This is a genomic window from Novosphingobium sp. (assembly GCF_965229225.1).
Lineage (GTDB): Bacteria > Pseudomonadota > Alphaproteobacteria > Sphingomonadales > Sphingomonadaceae > Novosphingobium.
In genome coordinates, this window is sequence record NZ_OZ245867.1 from 2387883 (window position 1) to 2407887 (window position 20005).

A 20005-nucleotide genomic window follows, 5' to 3' on the forward strand; every position below is an offset into this window, starting at 1 on the left:
ACTTTCGAGCGGCGTTGGCCCCGTTGTAGCGCTGCTGCGCCCGGCCACCAGCCGCGCGCCGCGCAAGTCACCCTTGCGGAAAACGGATGGCCCAGCCCCCTCAGATCACCGAGAGCTGCGCCACGGTCGTCGTCTGAGTGCTGTCGCTGTAGAACGTGTAGTCATTCCCGCTCTGGGTGTAGAACGCGCCGTTGGCGATCTGCAGCGTATCGCCCGCATTGAAATCGACCGTGAGGTGCGAGGCATTGCCCGCCCCCGCCACGGTCTGGATGAAGCTGGCATCGACCGTGAGGCTGGCGTTGGTGCCGCCCGCGGTGAAGTCGATCGTCTCGATCCGGCTGAGCACGCTGGCCAGCTGCGCCGAGGTGACCGAACCGGAATTGACGGCGAGCGCGACTGTATCGCTGCCCGCCCCGCCATCGACCGCGAAGCCCGCGCCGAGCGTGAGCGTGAAGCTGTCACCAAAGCCGGAGCCGATCACGCTTTCGATGCCGGACAGCGTATCGCCTGCGGCATCGCCCGCGCTGCCGGTGCCGGTGCCCGCCCCTCCGCCGCCGAGCGATAGCGCAACGGCGCTGCCCGACTGGGCATAGTCGGCGATATCGGTGCCAGTTCCGCCGATCAGGCTATCCGCGCCCGCGCCGCCCACGAGGCGATCATTGCCGGCGCCGCCATCGAGCACGTTGGCCCCGCCATCGCCGGTAAGGCGATCGTTGAAGGCCGAGCCGATGAGGTTTTCGATGCTGGCATACGTATCACCCGCAGCTTCATTGGTGTTGAACGAGGTATCGGCGAGGTTGGCAGCAAGGCCGAGCGCCGAATTGGCATAAGTCGCCGTATCGGTGCCGGTGCCGCCATCGAGCACATCGCTGCCGAGGCCGCCGTTCAGCAGATCGTCGCCCGCCTCGCCGTAGAGCGTGTCGCTGCCAGCGCCGCCGGTCAGCGTGTCATCCCCGCCGCCGGCGCGGAAGGTTTCATCGGCGCCGGTGCCGAGGAAGGTATCGGCGAGCGCGGTGCCGATGACCTGCTCGATGCCGGAGAGAATGTCCCCCGCAGCATCGCCGCCGCTGGAGGCCGTGCCATCGAGCCGCGCAGTGATCGCAGCGATCGAGGCGGAGTAATCGATCGTGTCGAACCCGCCGCCGCCGGTGATCGTGTCTGCCCCGGTGCTGCCAAAGATCATGTCGTCGCCAAGGCCGCCGTCGAGCAGTTCGGCGGCGCTGCCGCCGCGCAGGGTGTCACCGAAGGCGGAGCCGACCACGCCCTCTATCGAGATGTAGCTGTCTCCCACCGCATCGGCGGCGGCAACGACGAGGCTGCCGGTGGCGAAGCTGGCGCTGATCGCGGCGGCGGAGTTGGCAAAGGAGGCGCTGTCGGCCCCCGCGCCGCCATCGAGGACATCCGCGCCCGCGCCACCGACCAGCACATCATTGCCGTTACCGCCCTGCAGGGTATCGGCGCCCGAGGTGCCCCACAGCACATCGTCGAAGGCCGAGCCGATCAGGATCTCGACCCCGGCAATCCGGTCGCCGGTGGCTTCGCTGCCCGAACCGGCCGTGCCATCGAGCCAGGCGGTCACCCCGCTGGCGGCATTGGCATAAGTGAAGGTATCGGTGCCCGCGCCGCCATCGACGGTATCGGCCCCGGTACCGCCGTTGATGAAATCGTTGCCATTGCCGCCACTGAGGATGTCATCACCGGCCGAGCCGCTGATCGCGTCATCGCCGTCACCACCACTGATCGTGTCGTCTGCGTTCGCACCGGTCAGCGTATCGTTGTAGGCCGAGCCGATGAGGCCCTCGACCAAGGTCAGCACATCGCCCTGGGCAAAGCCGCCGCTGGCCGAAGTGCCATCGAGATAGACCGAGACGGCAGCGTTCGAATCCGAATAGTCGGCAGTATCGAAGCCGGTGCCGCCGTTCAGAGTATCGGCACCTGCCCCGCCGCGCAGGAAATCATCGCCGCTGCCGCCGATGAGGCTATTGGCGTTAGCATCGCCGATAAGCGTATCGTCACCCGCCGATCCGGTCAGGTTTTCGATGGAAACGTAGGAATCGCCTGCCGCGTCACCAGCGCTGCCGCTGCCGGCGAGGAGGCTGGCGGTGACGCCCGGGGCGGCATTCGCATACGTGACGGTGTCGGAGCCGCTGCCACCATCGAGCACGTCGCTCCCGGCATCGCCGCGAAGGGTATCGTTGCCTTCCATTCCGTAGAGCGTGTTGCTGCCGCCATCGCCCCACAGGGTATCGTCGAACGCGGTGCCCTGCAAAATCTCGACACTGGTGATGACATCACCCTGCGCCTCGCCGCCGCTGCCGGTGCTGCCGTCGAGCCCGACCGTGACCGCGCCGGAGCCATAGTAGCTGACGGTATCGATGCCGCCGCCGCCGTTGATGGTGTCTGCCCCGCCAAGGCCGCGGAACCATTCCGCCGCGACGGTGCCCGTCACGCTGTCGGCCTGGTTGGTGAGGTAGACAATCTGGAAGTTCCGGTAGGTATCGCCCGCCGCATCGCCGCCCGAGCCGAGCGTGACGCCATCAAGATTGATCGTGACGCCGGTGGTGACCGAGACGCTGTCCGGGGCAATTGCATTGCTGCCGAAGAACAGCAGGTTGGTGCCCGCTCCGCCGTCGAGCACATCGGCCCCTGCCCCGCCCGAAATGCGATCATCGCCATTGCCGCCGAGCAGCGTGTCGTTGCCGCCAAGTCCGATCAGGAAATCGTTGCCATCACCGCCGGAGAGCACGTTGTTGCCGCTGCTGCCCTGCAGGATATCGGCGAAGGCCGTGCCGGTGAGGTTCTCGATGCTCACGAAGCTGTCACCCAGCGCATCGCCGAGAGTGCCACTGCCCGCGTTGAGGTCGATCGTGACCGCGCCGGTCGCGGCCGAGTAATCGACCGTATCGGTGCCCGCACCGCCATCCATGTAGTCGAAGCCGCTGCCGCCGAGAAACGTATCGTTGCCCGCATCGCCGAGCAGCGTGTCACTGCCGGCGGCGCCATCGATCTGGTCGTCGCCGTTGCCGCCGCGGATCGTGTTGCCGCCGCTATTGCCGACCAGGATATCGTTGAAGCCGGAGCCGATGAGGTTGACGAAATTCGTGAAAGCATCTCCCTGCGCATCGCCGAGCGTGCCGGTCCCCGTGGCAAGGCTGGCGGCGACGGCGGACGTGGCCGTCCCATAGCTCAACGTGTTGAACCCGGCCCCGCCGTTCATGAGGTCGGCGCCTGCACCTCCATCGACGGTATCATCGCCATCATCGCCGAAGAGCGTATCGGCGCCCGCGCCGCCGACGATGGTGTCGTTGCCGAAGCTGCCCCAGATCGTGTTGGCATCCCCATCGCCGGTGAGCGTATCGGCGCCATTGCCGCCCTGGATGTTCTCGAAGCCGGCCAAGGTATCGCCGGCCGCATCGCCGCCGCTGGCCGCGCCGGTGAGGAGATTGACGGTGACGCCGGCCGAAGCGGCGAGATAGCTCACCGTATCGATGCCGGTGCCGCCATCCATCGCATCGCCCCCGGCGCCGCCAAGGATCACGTCATTGCCCGCGCCGCCCTTGAGGTTGTTCGCGCCGCTGCCCCCGATGATCGTGTCGTCGCTGACCGAGCCGATCGCGTTTTCGATCGTGCCGGGCGCAAAGAAATCGCCTTCGGCATCGCCGCCGGTGTTGTTGGTGCCGGTGCCGAGATTGATGGTGATACCTGCTGAAGAGGCCGAATAGTCGACCGTGTCGATCCCGGCGCCGCCGTCGATGGTATCGGCACCCGCGCCGCCGGTCAGCGTATCATTGCCATTGCCGCCATAGAGGATATCGTTCCCCGCGCCGGTATCGAGCGCATCGTTGCCATCGTTTCCGTAGACGGTTTCGGCCCCGGCCGAGCCGATGAAGGTGTCGCCCAAGGCCGAAAGCGACCAGACCTCTATTTCAGCAAAGGTATCGCCCTGCGCGAGGCCGGTGGAGAGCGAGGCATCCGCGAGGTTGACGATGAGCGCGCCGGTCGAGCTGGAATAGTCCACAGTATCGGTGCCGGATCCGCCATCGAGCGTGTCCGCGCCGAGCCCGGGGGCGAGCATGTCGTCACCGCCGCCGCCGAGGATGGTATCGGCACCTGCCGAGCCGTATATCACATCGGACAGCGCCGAGCCGATCACGCGCTCCACGCTGATGAGCACATCGCCATTGGCTTCGCCCGCGCTGCCGGCGGCGCCGTCCATGCGCACGATGACACCGCCGGCGGTGCCGTAATCGGCGGTGTCGAAGCCATCGCCGCCATCGAGCGTATCCGCCCCCGCGCCGCCGATCAGCGTATCATCGCCCGTGCCGCCGATGAGCGTCTCGTTGAAGCCTGCGCCGATCAGGGTGTCCGCCAGCGCCGAGCCGATCACGCGCTCGACGCCGGTGATCGTATCGCCCTCGGCATCGCCGCCGCTGGAGGCGGTGCCATCGAGGCGGACGATCACGCCCGCAAGGCTGGCCGAATAATCGACAGTATCGGCGCCCGTGCCGCCGTCGATGGCATCGGCCTGGCTGAACGAGACGAAAGTATCGTTGCCGCCCCAGCCATGGAGCGCCGAAGCCGCCGTGAGGCCGCCGCGCAGCGTATCGCCATAATTGGCAGAGCCGTAGATCACCTCGACCCCGGAGAGGATGTCGCCCGCCGCCCAGCCGCCCACGCCTGCCGAGCCGTTGTTGGCGACGGTGACCGCAGCGTTCGAGTTGCGGTAGTCGGCAATGTCGGTGCCGAGCCCGCCGGTGACCTGATCGGCGCCGAGCCCGGTGATGATGATGTCGTCGCCCGCACCGCCATCGAGCACGTCCGCCCCGTCTGCGCCGGTCAGCGTATCGTTGCCGCCACCTGCCTGGATGGTCGAGCCGGAGGCGCCGGCGTAGATCGTGTCGTTTTGCGCCGAGCCGATGACCGTTTCGATATCGAACAGGCGGTCGCCCGCCGCATCGCCGATCGCCCCGAAGCCGCCGTCCATGTAGATCAGCATGCCGCTGCTGGTGGAGGCGGAGTAATCGGCCACGTCATTGCCCGCATCGCCGCGGTAGATATCTGCGCCGCCCGAGGCGATGAACATATCGTCACCCGCGCCGCCGACGAATTCCTCGTCCGCGCTGCGGCCTTCGAACCGATCGGCAAAGGCGGAACCGACCACGCGCTCGATACTGGCGAGCGTATCGCCCTGCGCATCGCCGCCGCTGGAAGTCCCGCCGGTGCGGATGGTGACGCCGGAGGCCGAAGCCGAATAGTCGGCGGTATCAGTGCCCGCGCCGCCATCGATGGTATCGGCCCCGGCACCGCCCGCGATGGTATCATCGCCGATCCCGCCGAGCAGCGTATCGTTGCCGCCGCCGCCGGACAGCGTGTCGTTGCCGTCGAAGCCGTCGAACCAGTCGTCCCCGCCCGCGCCGACGAAGGTATCGCCGCCGCGCGAGCCGGTGAAGCGCTCGATGGCGATGAAGGTATCCCCCGCCGCATCGCCGCCGGTGGCGGTGCCTGCGGCAAGATCGACAATGACCGCGCCGACCGCACCCGCATAGCTCACGGTATCGATGCCCGTGCCGCCATCGAGCACGTCGGCACCGCCGTCGCCCGAAAGGAGATCGTTGCCCGCGCCGCCCAGCAGCACATCCGCGCCGGTGCCGCCGGACAGGGTATCGTCACCGCCGCCGCCGCTCAGCGTGTCGTTGGAGAGCGCGCCGGTGATCGTATCGGCATAGGCCGAGCCGATTACGCCTTCGATGCCGGTGAGGCTGTCGCCTGCCGCAATGTCGCCGCTGCCCGCGCTGCCATCGAGCGCAATGACGATCCCTGCGCCCGCGCCCGAATAATCGGCTGTGTCGTTGCCGCTGCCGCCGAGCAGCGTGTCCGCGCCGGCGCCAGCGACGAGTGTGTCATCGCCCGCGCCGCCTTCGAGCGTGTTGGCTGCCGCGCCGCCGATCAGGGTATCTGCATGGTCCGAACCGACCAGCCGCTCGATGCCGGTGAGAACATCGCCAGCCGCATCGCCCGCGCTGCCGCTGCCGTTGCCGCCGCCTGCCGCAAGGCTGACCGTGACCGCCGCACTCGCATTTGCGTAGGACGCGGTATCGAAGCCTGCGCCGCCATCGATGGTATCCGCGCCCGCGCCGCCCTCGATCACGTCGTTGCCATCGTTGCCGACCAGTGTTTCGGCCATAGCGCCGCCCACGAGCGTATCGGCAAAGGCCGAACCGAGCACGCGCTCGATGCCGATCAGCAGATCGCCCGTGGCCGCGCCGCCCGAGCCGGGATCGACGCCGTTGTTGTAGATGGTCACGCCTTGCGTGCTGGCGGTGTAGTCCGCCGCATCGTAGCCGGCGCCGCCATCGAGCGTGTCGCTGCCGGTGCCGCCGATGAGCGTATCGTCACCCGCGCCGCCGAGCAGCGTATCCGCTCCGCCGCCGCCATCGAGCCGGTCATTGCCCTCGCCGCCTTCTAGAACATCAGCATTGGCCGAGCCGGTCAGCGTATCGGCAAAGGCCGAGCCGATGACGCGCTCGATCCCGGAGAGCACATCGCCCGCCGCATCGCCCGCGCTGCCGGTGCCCGCGCCGAGATCGACGGTGACGGCGCTTGAGGAAGCGGCATAGTCGGCAGTGTCGAAGCCCTCGCCGCCTGAGAGGACGTCCGCCCCGCCGAGACCCGCGAGCACATCGTCTCCCGACTGGCCGAGCAGCGTATCCGCGCCGGTGCTGCCGCCGAGGATATCGGCAAAGGCTGAACCGCGGATTGTCTCGATGCCCGTCAACACGTCGCCCGCCGCATCGCCGCCGCTGCCGGTGCTGCCATCGGTGGCGATAGTGATGCCGGTGGCAGAGTTCGCATAGTCCGCGATATCGCTGCCGGTGCCGCCATCGATGCGGTCTGCGCCGAGGCCACCTGCGATCGTGTCTTTGCCGCTGCCGCCGGAAAGCGTGTCGTCGCCCGCAGCGCCCTCGATCAGGTCGTCACCCGCGCCGCCTTCGATGGTGTCCGCCGCTACGGAGCCCAGCAGGCTATCGGCAAAGGCCGAACCGACGAGGCGTTCGATGCTGGTGAGGACATCGCCGAGGCCATCGCCGAGCGTGCCGGAAACGCCGTCCATGCGCACGGCAACGGCAGAGGCCGCGCCTGCATAGTCCGCCGTATCGAAGCCCGCCCCGCCAGCGAGCGCGTCCGCGCCCGCACCGCCGATCAGCGTGTCATCGCCATTGCCGCCGAAGAGACTGTCCGCACCGGCGGCGCCGGAAAGCGTATCGTCGCCATCCTGACCGAGGATCGTGTCAGCACCCGATGAGCCGATCACGGTATCCGCCAGGGCCGTGCCGATGACCTGCTCGATGCCCGAGAGCACGTCGCCTTCGGCATCGCCGCCTGAGGATGCGGTGCCATCCATGCGCACAGTGACTGCGACGCTTCCGGCGCCGTAATCGACGGTATCGAATCCGGTGCCGCCGATCAGCACATCCGCCCCGGCGCTGGCGTTGAACACGTCGTCGCCCGCGCCGCCATCGATCTGGTCGGCACCCGCCGAGCCATGGAATACATCGTTGAAGCCCGAGCCGATCACGCGTTCGACATTGCTGATGACGTCGCCATCGGCATCGCCGCCGATCGAGGCGGGGCCATCGAGATGGATCGTCACCGCGCCGAGCGAGGTGGCATAGGACACGGTATCGATGCCGAGGCCGCCATCGAGCAGATCCGCGCCCGCGCCGCCGACAAGCGTATCTTCGCCTTCCTCGCCGAAGAGCTGGTCGTCGCCGTCTCCGCCGGTAAGCGTGTCGTTGCCCGCTCCGGCCCGGAATGTTTCGTTGGCGCTGCTGCCGGTGAGGCGGTCGTCGAAGGTCGAGCCGATGAGCTGCTCGATGCTCACCAGCGTATCGCCCGCCGCATCGCCGCGGCTGCCCGCCGCGCCGCCGAGCGTGACGGTGACCGCACTGGCCGAGGCGGCATAGCTCGCGGTATCGAAGCCGGTGCCGCCGTCCATGGCATCGGCCCCCGCGCCGCCGATCAGCGTATCATCGCCCGCACCCCCGGAGAGCGTATCATTCCCAGCACCGCCGCTGATCGTGTCTGCCCCGGCCCCGCCGAGGATGATGTCATCGCCCGCCGATCCGCCCAGCGTATCGTCGAAGGAGGAGCCGATCAGCTGCTCGATCGTGGTGAGCGTATCGCCAGTGGCATCACCCTGCGTGCCGGCACTGCCATCGAGCGCGACGGCGACACGCGCGGTGGCAGCGGAGTAGTCTGCCGTATCAATGCCATCGCCGCCGACGAGCGCATCGGCCCCGCCGCCGCCGACAAGCGTATCGTCGCCCGCGCCGCCTTGCAGCGTCTCGTCCGCATCGGCGCCGATCAGCGTATCGCCTTGCGCCGAGCCGATCACGATCTCGATGCCGGTGAGCGTATCGCCTTCGGCATCGCCGCCTGCGCCCACGCTGCCATCCAGCGCAACGCGCACGGCCTGGATCGAGCCGGAATAGTCCGCCGTATCGGTGCCAGCGCCGCCATCGAGCACATCGCTGCCCGCACCGCCCGTCAGCGTGTCGTTGCCGCCCCCGCCCAGCAGCACGTCGGCATTGGCGGAGCCGGTGAGCCGGTCGGCCTGCGCGGAGCCGGTGAGCCGCTCGATGCCGATCAGCGTATCGCCCTGCGCATCGCCGCCCGTGCCGGTGCCGGTGGCGAGATTGACGATCACCCCGGCGCCGCTGGCCGAATAATCAGCCATGTCGAAGCCGGTGCCGCCGTCGAGCACATCGGCCCCCGCGCTCGCCTTGAGGATATCGTCGCCCGCGCCGCCGAACAGCATCTCCGCCCCGGCTCCGCCGCGTAGCGTGTCGCCGAAGGCCGTGCCGATGAGCACTTCGGCATTGGCAATCGTATCGCCCGCCGCATCGCCGCCCGCGTTGGCCCCGCCATCGAGCCCGGCATTCACGCCCGAGGCCGAAGCTGAATAGTCCACCGTATCGGTGCCGAGCCCGCCATCGAGCACATCGGCACCAAGCCCGCCGACGAGCATATCATCACCCGCCTCGCCGAGCAGCGTGTCCGCACCTGCGCCGCCGAGCAGGGTATCGTTGCCGCCGCCGCCTTCAAGCGTATCGTTGCCGTCCGCACCGCGCAAAGTATCGGCCTGGGCCGAGCCGACCACGCGTTCGATCGCGGTGAGGCTGTCGCCCGCCGCATCGCCGCCTGCGGACACCGTGCCATCGAGATTGACTACGACCCCTGCGGCAGAGGTGGAATAGTCGGCCGTATCGAAGCCATCGCCGCCATCGAGCGTATCGGAGCCTGCGGTGCCGACGAGCGTATCATCGCCCGCATCGCCCAGCAGCGTATCCGCACCGCTGCGGCCGGTCAGCGTATCGGCAAAAGCCGACCCCTGGAGCACTTCGACATTCGTGATCGTATCGCCCGCCGCATCGCCGCCGGTGCCGACCGTGCCGCCCAGCGAGGCGGTGACGCCTGCGGATGACGCCGCATAGGTCACGGTGTCGAAGCCGGTGCCGCCATCGATGCGATCGGCCCCGGCACCGCCCTCAAGCGTGTCGTCACCCGATCCGCCCAGCAGTGTGTCGTCGCCGCCCAGACCGACAAGCCTATCGTCACCCGCCCCGCCAGACAGCGTATCCGCACCATCGCTGCCGGCCAGCGCATCATCGAACGCCGAGCCATTGACGCGCTCAATCCCGGTGAGCACATCGCCTGCGGCGTCGCCGCCCTGCGCCGGTGAGCCATCGAGCACGATCTGCACCGCTGCATCGGACGCGCCGTAATCGGCGGTGTCGAACCCGTCGCCGCCAGACAGCACGTCTGCACCCCCGCCGCCGCGCAGCAAGTCGTCGCCCGCACCGCCGAGCAGGGTATCGCCGCCGCCGCCACCCGAAAGCGTGTCGCCTCCACCGCCGCCTTCGAGCGTCTCCGCGGCAGAGCCGCCGATGATGGTATCGCCAAAAGCCGAACCGACGACGCGCTCGATCCCGATCAGGCTGTCGCCCTCGGCATCACCGCCCGTCGCGGTCGAACCATCGAGTGTGATCTGCACCGCCGCCGCGCTGGCGCTGTAGTCGGCCGTATCGAAGCCGCTGCCGCCATCGAGCGCATCGGCCCCGGCACCGCCGCTGAGCACATCGTTGCCGAGGCCGCCAGACAGGGCATCGCTGCCCGCGCCGCCGGACAGCGTATCGTTCCCCGCGCCGCCGGACAGAACCTCGTCCGCCCCGCTGCCGGTGATGGTATCGTCGAAATCGGAACCCTCGACCTGCTCGATCCCGCCGACCTGATCGCCCGCCGCATCGCCGCCGGAGCCAAGCCCGCTGGAAAGATCGAGCCAGATCGCCGCGCCGGACGCCGCATAGCTCAGCCGGTCGAACCCGCTGCCGCCGTCGATCACATCCGCACCGCTGCCGCCGGTGATCGTATCATCACCGCTCCCGCCGAGCAGGGTATCATTGCCCGCGCCGCCGGAGAGCACGTCATTGCCCGCACCGCCTTCCAGCGTATCCGCGCCCGCGCTGCCGCCGAGTGTATCGGCAAACGCCGAGCCCACCACGCGCTCGATCCCGGCGAGCGTATCGCCCGCCGCATCGCCGCTGCTGCCCACGCTGCCATCGGTGGCGATGGTGACCCCGCTGGCCGATGCCGAATAGTCCGCCGTATCGAAGCCCGTGCCACCGATCAGCGCATCCGCGCCGATTGAGCCAGTGAGCATGTCGTCCCCGCCGCCGCCGTCCAGCGTCTCGCTCCCGATACCGCCCGCAAGGGTATCGCCGAAGCCCGAGCCGACGAGCCGTTCGATGCCCGAAAGGACGTCTCCCTCGGCAAAGCCGCCGCTGCCGGTGCGTCCGTCGAGCCCCGCGTTGATCGCGCCGGTGGAGCCTGAATAGTCGGCGGTGTCGGTGCCATCGCCGCCCACCAGCGCATCGGCACCGAGGCTGCCGACCAGGGTATCATCGCCATCGCTCGCACGGATAGTCTCGCTGCCCGCGCCGCCGCCGAGCCGATCATCGAAGCCGGAGCCGATCAGGACTTCGATGCTCATCAGCGTGTCGCCCGCCGCGCCGCCGCTGCCGGCGGTGCCATCGAGCGCGACGGTGACGCCGCTGGTCGAATCGGCATAACTCGCGGTGTCGCTGCCGAGCCCGCCGTCGATCGCATCGGCGCCGTCGCCGCCCACGATGTGATCGTTGCCCGCGCCGCCCAGCAGCGAGTCGTTGCCGCCGCCGCCGAGGATCGTGTCGTTGCCGGCCCCACCCTCGATCCGGTCGGCATTGTCCCCGCCAGCGAGCGTATCATCGAAGGCGGAACCGATCAGGCCCTCGATGCCGATCAGAACATCGCCCGCGCCATCGCCGCCGCTGCCGGCGCGGCCATCGAGATAAGCGGTGACGGCAGCGCCAGATGCGGCGTAGCTCACGGTGTCGAAGCCGCTGCCGCCATCGAGCAGGTCGTTGCCGGTGCTGCCAAGCAGATTATCGTCGCCCGCGCCGCCGAGGATCGTTTCCGCGCCGCTGCCACCGCCGAGCTGGTCAGCGAAGGCCGAGCCGATCAGACGGGAAATGCCGGTGAGCGTATCGCCGGTGGCCTCGCCTCCGGTGCCCGCCGCGCCGGAGAGATCGACCGCGACGCCGGTTGCCGCCCCGGCGTAGCTGGCGGTATTGTCGCCCGTGCCGCCATCGATGACATCAGCCCCGAGCCCGCCGGTGAGCACATCATCGCCGCCGCCGCCAAGCAGGATATCGTTGCCCGCGCCGCCGGTGAGAATGTCGTCACCCGCCCCGCCATCGAGCCGGTCGTCCGCCCCGCCGCCGATGATCGTGTCGTTCTGCGCCGAACCGATCACGCCTTCGATACCGGTGAGCACATCGCCTTCGGCATCGCCGCCGCTAGCCGGACCACCATCGAGCCGGACGATGACGCCCGCAGCCGAATCGGCAAAGCTCGCGGTATCGAAGCCGGTGCCGCCATCGAGCAGGTCCGCCCCGACGCCGCCGGTGAGGAGATCATCGCCCGCGCCACCGCGCAGCGTATCGCTGCCGCCCTGGCCGGAAAGCACATCGTTACCCGCGCCGCCATCGAGCAGTTCGCCCTGCGAGGTGCCGGTGATCGTATCGTCGAACGCCGAACCGATCGCATTCTCGATCGAGGACAGCGTATCGCCCTGCGCATCGCCGCCGGCCGAGAGCGAGCCATCGAGGTTGATCGCGATCCCGGCGGAAGACGTCGAGTAATCGGCGGTATCGGAACCTGCGCCGCCGAGCAGCATGTCCGCCCCCGCACCGCCGCGCAGCACATCGTTGCCGGTGCCGCCATCGAGCAGATCGGCCCCGGCCCCGCCATCGAGCACATCGTCTCCGCCGCGCCCGCGCAGCACATCATCGGCCGCCGCGCCCGCGATGGTATCGGCAAACTCGCTGCCCTCGACGATCTCGATGGAGATGAAGCTGTCGCCCGCCGCCTCACCGCCGCTACCGCCGGTGGTGAGGCTGAGCGCGACGCCTGCCGCTGCGCGCGCGTAGTCCGCCGTATCGGTGCCTGCGCCGCCATCGAGCACGTCCGCACCTGCGCCGCCGCGCAAGGTATCGTCTCCGCCGCCGCCGCGCAGCGTTTCGTCCGCCGCGCCGCCGGTGAAGATGTCGGCTTCGGCCGAGCCAAGCACTTCCTCGATGCCGGTCAGCACATCGCCTTCGGCAAGGCCCCCAGCGCTGGCGCCGCCGGCAAGCGTGACGTTGACGCCGACCAGCGAGGCCGAATAATCGACCGTATCATGCCCAAGCCCGCCGTCGATCACATCGGCCCCGGCGCCGCCGTCGAGCACGTCATCACCCGCTCCGCCTTCGAGGGTATCGGCCTGGGATGAGCCGGTGAGCTGGTCTGCGAAGGCCGAACCGACGAGGCGTTCGATGCTGTCGAGCCGGTCGCCCGCCGCATCGCCCAGAGTGCCGCGCCCGGTAGCGAGCGAGACGGCGACCCCGGATGCGGCATCGCTGTAGTCCGCCGTATCGAAACCGGTTCCACCGACAAGTTCGTCCGCGCCGCCACGCCCGGTGAGTACGTCGTCGCCCGCGCCGCCAACGAGGCTGTCATCCGCTGCGGTGCCGCGCAGGGTATCGGCAAAGGCCGAACCGACAAGGTTTTCGATATGGAGGAGGCGGTCGCCTTCCGCTGCGCCGCCGGTGGAAACAGAGCCATCGACCGAGACAGAAACGCCCGAGCTCGAACCCGAATAGTCGACGGTGTCGGCCCCGTCACCGCCATCGATGAGGTCTGAACCCGCGCCGCCATCGAGGAGATCGTTGCCCGCGCCGCCGCGCAGCGTATCATCCCCGCCGCCGCCCACCAGCACATCGTTGCCGGCCCCGCCATCGAGCAGGTTGGCCGCGCTGTTGCCGGTCAGGCGGTCGTCGAGCGAAGAGCCGATCACACCTTCGATGCTGACGAGCTGATCGCCCGCTGCTTCGCCGCCCACGCCGATCGAACCATCGAGCGCGACGGTGACTGCGCCGTCGCTGGCGCTGTAGTCCGCCAGATCGGTGCCGCTGCCGCCATCGAGCAAGTCGGCACCGGCACTACCCTGCAAGGTATCATCACCCGCGCCGCCAAGGATCGTCTCGCTACCCGCTCCGCCGCCGAGCGTATCGGCAAAGGCCGAACCGACGAGCCGCTGGATATCGCTGAGCATATCGCCGGCGGCCTCGCCCCCGCTGCCCGCCGCGCCGGAAAGATCGATGGCGACGCCCGAAGCCGCATCGGCATAGCTGGCCGTGTTGATGCCCGATCCGCCGACGATGATATCCGCACCGAGCCCGCCGGTGAGCACGTCGTCGCCGCTGCCCCCAAGCAGGCGGTCGTCACCTGCTCCGCCCACGATCACATCGTCGCCCGCGCCGCCCACAATGGTCTCGGCCGCCGCATCACCGATCAGCGTATCGTCATAGGCCGAGCCGGTGAGGTTCTCGATGCCGATGAGCTGATCACCTTCGGCATCGCCGCCGCTGCTGACCGTGCCATCGAGCCGGACTGTGACCGCTTGGGCGGAACTGCCGTAGTTGACGGTATCGATCCCGTCGCCGCCATCGATGCGGTCTGCGCCGGCTCCGCCATCGAGCACATCTTCCCCGGCGCCGCCGCGCAGATCGTCGTTGCCCTCACCGCCGACGAGCATATCGTCGCCTACGCCGCCGTCGAGCGTATCGTCGTTGAGGCTGCCGAGCAGGCGATCGCCGAAGGCCGAGCCGACGAGGCGCTCGATCCCGCTCAAGATATCGCCCTGCGCGTCGCCGCCGATGCCGATGCTGCCGCCAAGCCCGGCAACGATGCCCTCGCCGGAAGCCGAATAATCGACCGTATCGAACCCGGTGCCGCCGTCGAGCGTGTCCGCGCCCGCGCCGCCGTCAAGGCTATCGTTGCCCGCGCCGCCAAGGAGCACGTCCGCCCCGGCACCGCCGGAAAGGACGTCGTCACCGGCGCCGCCTGCGATGGTATCGTCGCTGGCTGCGCCGGAAAGCCGGTCCGCGCCGGACGAGCCGACCAGCTGCTCGATCGAGATCAGCGTATCGCCTTCGGCATCGCCGCCCATGCCGGTGCCGGTGGCGAGATCAACCGTCACGCCGATGGCCGAGGTGCTGTAGTCGGCGGTATCGATGCCTGCGCCGCCATCGAGCACGTCCGCGCCGCCGCGCCCGGTGAGCACATCGTTGCCGCCGCCGCCGCGCAGGGCTTCGTCTGCGCCCGCGCCGGTGAGGCGGTCATCATGGCCGCTGCCGATGACTTCCTCGATGCCCGCGAGCGTATCGCCGGTGGCCGTGCCGCCGAAACCTGTGGTGCCATCGAGATAGACGGAGACGCCCGCGCCGGAGAGGCTGTAGTCGGCGCGGTCGTACCCTGCGCCGCCATCGATGGCATCCGCGCCGGTGCCGCCGTCGATCACATCATCGCCCGCGCCGCCGAGCAGGGTATCGTCGCCAGCCGCGCCGCTCAGCATATCGTTGCCATCGCCGCCATTCAGCCGTTCTGCTGCAGCGCCGCCAGTCAGCCGATCATCGAAGTCCGAGCCGAGCACGCTTTCGATGCCTGAAAGCCGGTCGCCTTCGGAATCACCGCCCACGCCGCTGCCCGCGCCGAGATCGACGGTGACTGCGGCGGATGAAGCGCGGTAGTCCGCCGTATCGAAACCGCTGCCGCCATCGAGTGTGTCCGCGCCCGTGCCGCCATCGAGGATGTCGTCACCCGCATCGCCGATCAGCGTATCATCGCCGCCTGCGCCTGAGAGGCGATCATCCCCGCCGCCGCCTTCGAGAATCTCCGCCGCGCCGACGCCGGTGATGGTGTCGTTGTAGGCAGAACCGAGGATGCGTTCGAAACCGGTGACCGAATCGCCTTCGGCATCGCCGCCCTTGCCGACCGAGCCGTCGAGCGTCAGGGTCACGCCGCTACGGCTGTTCTCGTAGCTCGCGGTATCGATGCCGGTGCCGCCATCCAGCATGTCGGCCCCGCCGCGCCCTTCGACCACGTCGTCACCAGCCCCGCCGATCAGCGTATCGTTCCCCGCCGATCCGCCGAGCGTATCGGCAAACTGCGTGCCGATCAGGCCTTCGATGCCGGTGAGCGTATCGCCTTCGGCATCGCCGCCACTGGCACTGCCGAGCGAGAGATCGATGCGCACACCAGCACTGCTGGCGCTGTAATCAGCGACGTCCGCACCCGCGCCGCCATCGAGCACATCGGCCCCGGCGCTGCCGTAAAGAATGTCGTTGCCGCCCTGGCCGAGCAGGATATCGGCATCGGCAGAACCGCGCAGACTATCGCCGAAGTCCGAGCCGGAGATGCCTTCGATCCCGCCATAGGTGTCACCCTCGGCATCGCTGCCGGTGTTGGCGCCGCCATCGAGACCGGCGTTCACACCCGCGCCGGAGCGCGCATAGTCGGCAAGATCGGTGCCGAGGCCGCCGATCAGCGTGTCGGCACCCGCGCCGCCGTCGAGCCGGTCGTTGCCTGCGCCGCCATCGAGTGTATCCGCGCCCGCACCGCCGGTGAGGCGGTCGTCGAAGCCGGAACCCAGCACGCGCTCGATCCCGCTGAGCGTATCGCCCTGCGCATCGCCACCAATACCGACCGAGCCATCGGTGCCAACGACCACGCCGGTCGCGCTCTGGCTGTAGTCTGCGGTATCGAAACCGGTGCCGCCGATCAGCCGGTCCGCCCCGCCGAGGCCGGCGAGAACATCATCGCCCGCACCGCCGCCGAGCGTGTTGGCGCTGTCGTTGCCGGAAAGGCGATCGGCAAAGGCCGAGCCGGTGAGCGCCTCGATGCCTTCAAGCCGGTCACCCGCAGCATCGCCGCCGCTGCCTGCCGAGCCATCGAGCGCAACGGTGACGGCTTCGCCGGAGGCGCTGTAGTCTGCGGTATCGAAGCCTTCGCCGCCCTGCAGCAGATCCGCCCCGCCGCCGCCGCCGAGGATATCATCGCCGCCCCCGCCGGAGAGGCGGTTGGCCCCGGCATCACCGATGAGGCGATCGGCGTGGTTCGAACCGGACAAGTTCTCGATCCCGCTGAAGGTATCGCCCGCAGCGCTGCCGCCGGCACCCGCGTTTGCAGCGAGATCGACCTGAACCGCGGCGGCTGAATCGCTGTAGTCGGCCGTATCAGCGCCGGTGCCGCCGATGAGGGTATCCGCGCCGAGGCCGCCGCGCAGGGTATCGTCGCCCGCGCCGCCTTCGAGCGTGTTGTCGCCGCTGTCACCGATCAAGGTATCTGCATAAGCACCGCCCACAAGGCGCTCGATGCCGGAGAGCAGATCACCGTCGGCAATATCGCCCGACGAGGCATTGCCATCGAGCCGCACGGTGACCGCGCCGCCGGCGGAGGAATAGTCGGCAGTATCGAAACCGTCGCCGCCAATCAGTATGTCGGCGCCCAGATCCCCGGTGAGCGTATCGTCGCCCCCCTTGCCCATCAGCGTGTTGCTGCCCGCATCGCCGCCGAGGCGGTCGGAGAAGGCGGAGCCGCCGAGTGTCTCGATCCCGCGCAGCACATCGCCTTCAGCATCGCCGCCCAGCCCCGGTGCGCCATCGAGCGTGACGGTGACGCCGCTGCCTGAGCCCGCGTAGTCCGCCGTATCGATGCCGCCGCCGCCGATCAGCGTATCCGCGCCCGCACCGCCGGCGAGGATGTCGTTGCCTTCGCCGCCGACGAGCGTTTCGTCCGCGCCCGCACCGATCAGGCTATCGTCGCGCGCGCTGCCGATCACCCTTTCGATGCCGGTGAGCCGGTCGCCATCGGCATCGCCGCCTTCGGATGCCATGCCATCGAGCCGGACGGTCACGCCGAAGCGCGAGGCGCTGTAGTCGGCGGTGTCGAAGCCTTCGCCGCCATCGATGGTGTCCGCTCCGCCGAGACCGGCGAGCACGTCGTCCCCGGCAAGGCCGCGCAGCAGATCGCCGCCGGCCGAGCCGGCCAGCCTGTCGCCGAAGGCCGAGCCTTCGAGGCCCTCGATGCTGGTGAACACATCGCCGACCGCATCGCCGCCATCGCGCAGCGAGCCATCGAGCGCGACCTGCACGGCGGCGCCGGAACCGGCATAGCTCGCGATATCGAAGCCCGCGCCGCCATCGAGCGTATCCGCACCGAAGCCGCCTTCGAGCACATCATCGCCCGCCCCGCCCGAAAGGGTTTCATCGCCCCTTCCGCCGACGAGGCGATCATTGAAGGCGCTGCCCTTGAGGATCTCGATATTGGCGTAAGTATCGCCCTCGGCATCGCCGCCATGGCTGGCCCGGCCATCGAGATAGACTTCGACCGCGACCGCGCTGGTGCTGAAATCGACCGTGTCGATCCCGCCCGCGCCGTCGATCCGGTCTGCACCTGCACCGCCGGTGATCAGGTTGGCGCCGCCATCGCCGGTGAGTGTATCATCGAAGGCGGAGCCGACCAGATTCTCGACACCGGTGGCGCTATCGCCCTCTGCATCGCCGCCCTTGCCCGCGGTGCCATCGAGGCGAGCGTCGACTGCCGCAGCGGAGCCGCTGTAATCGAGCGTATCGGTTCCCGCGCCGCCATCGAAGCGGTCTGCGCCAGCGCTGCCGGACATGCGGTCGTCGCCCGCTCCCGCCTCGATCCATTCGTCCGCGTCGCCGCCATGGATCACATCGGCCCGGCCCGTTGCGATCACGTGCTCGATGCTGACGAGCGTGTCGCCCTCGGCCTCCCCCCCGCGCGAGGGGCTGCCATCGAGGAACACTTCTATGCCGGTTGTGCCTGCGGGCGCGCCATCTAGCGCGTGGGTATAGTCGGCCGTATCGCGGCCCGCGCCGCCATCGAGCACGTCGGCACCCCTGCCGCCGATCAGCGTGTTGTCACCAGCATCGCCGGTCAGCCGGTCGTTGAAATCGGATCCGACGAGACCTTCGATACTGGCGTAGCTGTCGCCTTCGGCCGCGCCGCCCTTGCCCGTGCCGGTGGCCAGGTTCGCATCAACACCTTCGCCGGAGAGGCGATAATCGACCACATCGGTGCCAGTCCCGCCGTCGATCTTGTCCGCCCCTGCCCCGGCGTGGATGTGATCGTCGCCCGCGCCAGCAGAGATGTTCGTGCCGGGCGGGTTGGCGAACAGGACCTGGATCGGATCGCCGGTGACGGGATCCTTCACTGTCATCCCGGCCTGATCGGTCACGTCCTTGATGCCGAAGGGCGTGGAGACCGAGACCGAATAGGTCGAGGTCTTGCCATCGGCGGAAAGGCCGAGCAGCACGGGGAAGAAGAACTCGTCCTTGAAGCCGTTGCTGGCGGCCTGCGCGGTGGTTGAAGGAAGCTTGTAGGTCAGTTCCAGATCGAACGCGAAGTGCGACTGGCTGGCGGGGACCGGCACGACCTTGCCCGCAGCGTCGGTCATCGTCGTCAGCTTCTCGATCTTGCCCTGATCGATCGAGACGAGCCAGCCCTTGTCGGTGAGCATGCCGTTGACGATGCCATAGCCCGCCGGCAGCGAAGGGATCAGCACCTGCAGCAGATCAAGGCCCTTTGCGGGCACTTCGGCGACGACATGCAGCACGCGCAGGCTGTTGCCCTGCGGCGCTTTTGCGGGATCATCGGCATAGAGCACATCGTTGCCCGAAGTGCCGTCGATGCTTTCCGGCGCGGACTGCGCCGCGAAGGCGGAATCCTTCGACGAGCCGGGGCCGCCGGTATCGCCCTTGATCACCGTCTCGCCGTTTTCGGTGCTGCGGGTGACGCCTTCGGAGTTGAACAGCTCGAACGTGAGCTTGGGCACGAGCTTGCCGATGCCGGCCGGGCCAAGGGCGTCGCCGGGCGCCGGTTCGGCCGACCGGGCGGACATGACGCCGGGCGAAGCAGGGCTCTGCGGCAGGGAATCGCTGATCTTCTCGGTCAGCGCCTTGCCTGTCAGATCGGATTTGTGCTGCTTCTGCTCCTTCGCGGCGGCCTCGGCCTGGGCCTGCGCCGCATCTTCGGGCTGCACCGCGCCGGTCGGCTCCTCGGGCGTCTCGACCGGCTTGGCCGCATCGGCGCTGCTGAGGTGGAGATCGAGGCTGGGGCTCTGCGGATTGATCTCGCCGACCATGCCGACGGTCTCGTCCGCCGAGAATTCCTTGTCTGCGAAGAGAATGACCGGCTTGCGACCGGAGAACGCGGCCAGCGCCATGCCCGGGATGATGATGCGCGAACCATCGGTGAAGACGAGCACGACATCGACGTCGGCGATCTCGACCTTGAACGGCGCGTACTTGATGCCGAGCCGGGCCTTGTCGTCGGCATCGAGCTGGACGACCTTGGCCCCGCCGTAGTCCTGCTTCGAACCAGCCGCACCCGCACTTTGGGCGGATGGCTCGGCACCGGGCGCGAGCTCGGGGGAACCCTTGCCGCCGCGCGGCGGGCCGGCGGACCCCGATTTGGCGCGAACGATCTTGACCATACGACCTCGAATGCTGGGCGGCCGATTCTAGCGCCCGCGAGCTTAGGGCTTGGGCCGCAGCGGGCTCCG

1 protein-coding gene is annotated in these 20005 nt (G+C 68.8%); it reads right to left on the reverse strand.

Annotated elements, in window-relative coordinates:
- Window positions 1-100: 100 nt before the first annotated feature.
- Window positions 101-19936 carry a hypothetical protein gene (locus ACO06X_RS11020; protein ID WP_421836334.1) on the reverse strand — a complete coding sequence of 6612 codons (19836 nt, stop codon included), beginning with the start codon at window positions 19934-19936 and terminating at the stop codon, window positions 101-103.
- Window positions 19937-20005 lie beyond the last annotated feature (69 nt).

Bases quoted from the DNA above. Each gene is read 5' to 3' on its own strand.
- ACO06X_RS11020 (WP_421836334.1), bottom strand. From the start codon at position 19,936: ATGGTCAAGATCGTTCGCGCCAAATCGGGGTCCGCCGGCCCGCCGCGC.